Source organism: Streptomyces sp. GC420 (genome assembly GCF_009916105.1).
Classification (GTDB): domain Bacteria; phylum Actinomycetota; class Actinomycetes; order Streptomycetales; family Streptomycetaceae; genus Streptomyces.
The window spans coordinates 1-3,430 of the sequence record NZ_JAAAXQ010000573.1 but is presented as its reverse complement, the minus strand read 5'-3'; the positions used below and the strand labels follow the sequence as shown (position 1 = coordinate 3,430).

The window sequence follows — 3,430 nt, the reverse complement described above, 5'->3', positions numbered from 1 at the left end:
GGGTTCCCGCCCCCGGAGCCCTGCGAGCCCCCGTCGCTCTCGCCGCCCTTGCCACCCTTTCCGTTCTTGCCGCCCTTGGCACCCTTCGGGCCCTCGGAGCCCGGCTCCGAGGGCTCGGCCGAACGGTTGCCCTTGTGCCTGCCGCCGCTGTCCCCGCCCGCCTCGCCGCCGTTCACGCCGGCCGGAGTGCCACCGCCGAACGGCGTACCGCCGTCGGGCCGCGCCGCCCCGCCACGCCGCTCGGACGAGTGGCCCGGCCTCGGCCTCTTCTCGTCGTCACCGACGCTCACACAGCCTGCGGACACGGCGACGGCGAGCACGGCCGCGGCCAATCGGACGGGGACGGACGGCAACTGGCGCACGGGTGGGCACCTCCGGCAGACGGGACACGAGCGGGCTGTCATGCACAACTCCCGCCAGCGCCGCGAAGACACGCCCGGGCGCAGACCCACTCCGGGCCGACCGGCCCACGACCGGCCCGCGGCCGACCCACTCCGGGCCGACAACTGCCCGCGGTCGCCGCGGGCCCGCGCCCCGGCCACCCCGGCCGACCGGCGACGGCTACCTCGTGAACGCGACCGCCAGCGAGTCCCCCAGGAACACCGCACCCAGCCCCACCAGCAGCGTGCCCGCCGCATTCGCCGCCGCCAGGAACTTCCAGCCCCGCTCGGCCAGCCGCAACGTCTCGTAGGAGAACGTCGAGTACGTCGTCAGCGCCCCGCACAGCCCGGTTCCCAGCAGCGTGAACGCGTCCGGGGCGAGCACCGGCGCGGCCCCTGTCAGCAGCCCGAGCACCAGACTGCCCGCCGCGTTGACCACGAAGGTTCCCCACGGGAACACCGAGTCGTGCCGGGCCTGCACCGCGCGGTCCGTGAGATAGCGCAGCGGCGCGCCGAGCGCGGCGCCCACCGCCACGAGCAGCCAGTTCACCGGGCGACCGCCCGCCGGGTCACCGAGGCGCCGGCCCACACCGCGCCGAGCGCCGTGACCAGCGTCCCCGCCGCGTACGTCATCGCGGTGACCGCCCGTTCGCCGTCCAGCAGCCGGGCCACGTCCGCCGCGTACGCCGAGAAGGTGGTGAACCCGCCCAGCACCCCCGTGCCGAGGAAGGGCCGGACCAGCGGCCGTGCCGACCTGACCTCCGCGACCAGCACCATCAGAACGCCGATCAGCGCGCAGCCGACGGCGTTGACCGTGAACACCGCCCAGGGGAAGGAGCCGGCACCGGCGGGCCAGGCCAGCGTCGCGGCGTACCGCGCCGAGGCCCCGAGAACACCGCCCGCCGCGACCACGGCGAGGACCTTGCCCAGCCCCGGGTCGGCAGCCTCCGCGCGGTCCTGCGGCACATGCAGGTCGACGTCGGAGTCGATCTGCTCCTCGAACCCGTCGGGCAGCCCGGACACGGAGCCGCTCATCCGTACCCCAGCGCGTGCAGCCGCTCGTCGTCGATGCCGAAGTGGTGGGCGATCTCGTGGACGACCGTGATCTCCGTCTCGGCGACCACGTCCTCCCGGGACTCGCACATCCGCAGCGTCGGCCCCCGGTAGATCGTGATGCGGTCCGGCAGCACGCCCGCGTACCACTCACCGCGATCCGTCAGCGGCGTCCCCTCGTAGAGCCCGAGCAACTCGGGGTCGGACGGGTCGGGCTCGTCCTCCACGAAGACCGCGACGTTGTCCATAAGCCGCGTCAGCTCCGGCGGGATACGGTCCAGCGCCTCGGCGACCAGTTCCTCGAACTCCTCGCGCGTCATCTCCAGCACACGGACATTGTCCGGTACGGACGGCACCGCGCGGGCGCACGGCCGTGGACGGCACCGAGACGTGCGCGGCGCCGTACGACGCACGGCCGCGCATGGCCGTACGGACGGATGGGCATACGCCTCGCGTGTCCCGACCCAGGTTTTTCGCCCGGCTCCGTCCCCCGTCCCGGCTGCGTCCCTCCGCCTGGCTCCGCGCATACCGCTCGCAGCAGTCCGCGCCCACCCTGGCGCTGGTGCACACCCCGCATCCCTACGCGCGGGCGCTCGGACTGACCGCCGTCGTCCTGGTCGGCGCCTGGCTCGGCCTGCTGGTCGTCGGCAGCGTCCGCACACCGGTCGGGCCCATGGACACCCGGATGACGCTGCGGCCCTCGCTCACCGGCGGCACGAAGATCAACATCGCGCCGCTCGGCGCCCTCGAACTGCGCAGCCATGTCGCGCCGATACGCCTCGACGTGGACGTCGACCAGCTCGACCCGGTCCGTTCCCAGGCCCTCGTGGAACACCCGGAACGCCTCTCCGGGCTCCAGGACGAGGTCGCCGGCGACGTCGCCGACGGAACCCTGGACCTGGCGGTCCGTTCCTGCGTGGCCGTCGTCTCCGGGGCCACGGCCCTCGGTCTGGTCGTCTACCGCCGCCCGCGCCGGGCCCTGGCCGCGGGCGGCCTGGCACTGGTACTGCTCGCGGCGTCCGGCACGGCGGCCTTCGCCACCTGGAACCCGAAGTCCGTCCTGGAGCCGAAGTTCTCCGGGCTGCTGTCCTCCGCGCCCTCCCTGATCGGCAACGCGCGCAGCATCGTCAGCGAATTCGACGTCTACCAGAAGGAGTTGGCGCGGCTGGTGACCAACGTCACCAAGCTCTACGACGCGACCTCCACCCTCCCCGCGTACCAGCCGGACCCGGCCACCGTCCGCGTCCTGCACGTCTCGGACATCCACCTCAACCCGGCGTCGTGGCACATCATCGCCTCGCTGGTCGAGCAGTACGACATCGATGTGATCGTCGACAGCGGCGACACCATGGACCACGGCACCGCCGCCGAGAACGCCTTCCTGGACCCCGTCGCGGACCTCGGCGCGCCCTACGTGTGGGTGCGGGGCAACCACGACTCGCGGGAGACACAGCGCTATCTGGAGGACATGCGGAACGTGCACGTGCTCGACGACGGCCGCGCCGTGACCGTCGCCGGCGTGCGGTTCGCCGGCATGGGCGATCCCCAGTTCACCCCCGACCGCACCGACAAGCCCGGGGGCAGGCCCGCGGAGCGCCTGGCCGGCGCCCGCCTCGCCAGCGCCCTGCGGGACCAGCGCGCGGCGGGCACCCCGGCCGATGTCGCCGTCGCCCACGACCCCGTCGCCGCGCGCGAGACCGACGGCGAGGTCCCCCTCGTCCTGGCCGGCCACCTGCACCACTCGGAGATGGAGATCCTCGACCGCGGCACCCGGCTGCGCATCGAGGGCTCCACGGGCGGGGGCGGTCTGCGGGCACTGGAGAACGAGGGCGGCGAGCCGGCGCCCGTGGAGGCCTCGGTCCTCTATCTGGACCGCGACGGCAAGCGGCTCCAGGCCTGGGACGAGATCCGTCTCGGGGGCCTCGGGCTGACAACCGCCGAGGTCAGCCGCCATCTCCCCAAGGAGAACACCCCCGACGCGAGCCCTTCGGGAACCC

General features: G+C 73.8%; 4 protein-coding genes and 1 pseudogene. 1 reads left to right on the top strand and 4 read right to left on the bottom strand.

The features are described from left to right. The 4 genes and pseudogenes from GUY61_RS36320 to GUY61_RS36305 form a co-directional block, all read right to left on the bottom strand. Nucleotides 1-362: pseudogene (locus GUY61_RS36320) on the bottom strand (hypothetical protein); the annotation flags it as partial. A gap of 199 nt (nucleotides 363-561) precedes the next feature. Beyond that, complete coding sequence (gene crcB / locus GUY61_RS36315; RefSeq protein WP_166634560.1) at nucleotides 562-930, bottom strand: fluoride efflux transporter CrcB; 369 nt, start codon at nucleotides 928-930, stop codon at nucleotides 562-564. Continuing rightward, nucleotides 927-1,415, bottom strand: a complete 489-nt coding sequence (gene crcB / locus GUY61_RS36310; protein WP_166634559.1) for a fluoride efflux transporter CrcB — start codon at nucleotides 1,413-1,415, stop codon at nucleotides 927-929. Before crcB (GUY61_RS36310) ends, crcB (GUY61_RS36315) begins: the two co-directional genes overlap by 4 nt. Beyond that, entirely contained in the window at nucleotides 1,412-1,762 is a 351-nt protein-coding gene (locus GUY61_RS36305) for a metallopeptidase family protein (protein ID WP_313897020.1), read from the bottom strand. The genes crcB (GUY61_RS36310) and GUY61_RS36305 overlap by 4 nt, the downstream gene beginning before the upstream one ends. A 92-nt stretch (nucleotides 1,763-1,854) precedes the next feature. Here GUY61_RS36305 and GUY61_RS36300 point away from each other — a divergent pair. Further along, nucleotides 1,855-3,430, top strand: a 1,576-nt coding sequence (locus tag GUY61_RS36300) for a metallophosphoesterase (protein WP_166634561.1), incomplete at its 3' end; no start/stop codon positions are given.

Coding starts and splice junctions, on each gene's coding strand:
- crcB (WP_166634559.1), bottom strand. CDS start 1,415: ATGAGCGGCTCCGTGTCCGGGCTGCCCGACGGGTTCGAGGAGCAGATC.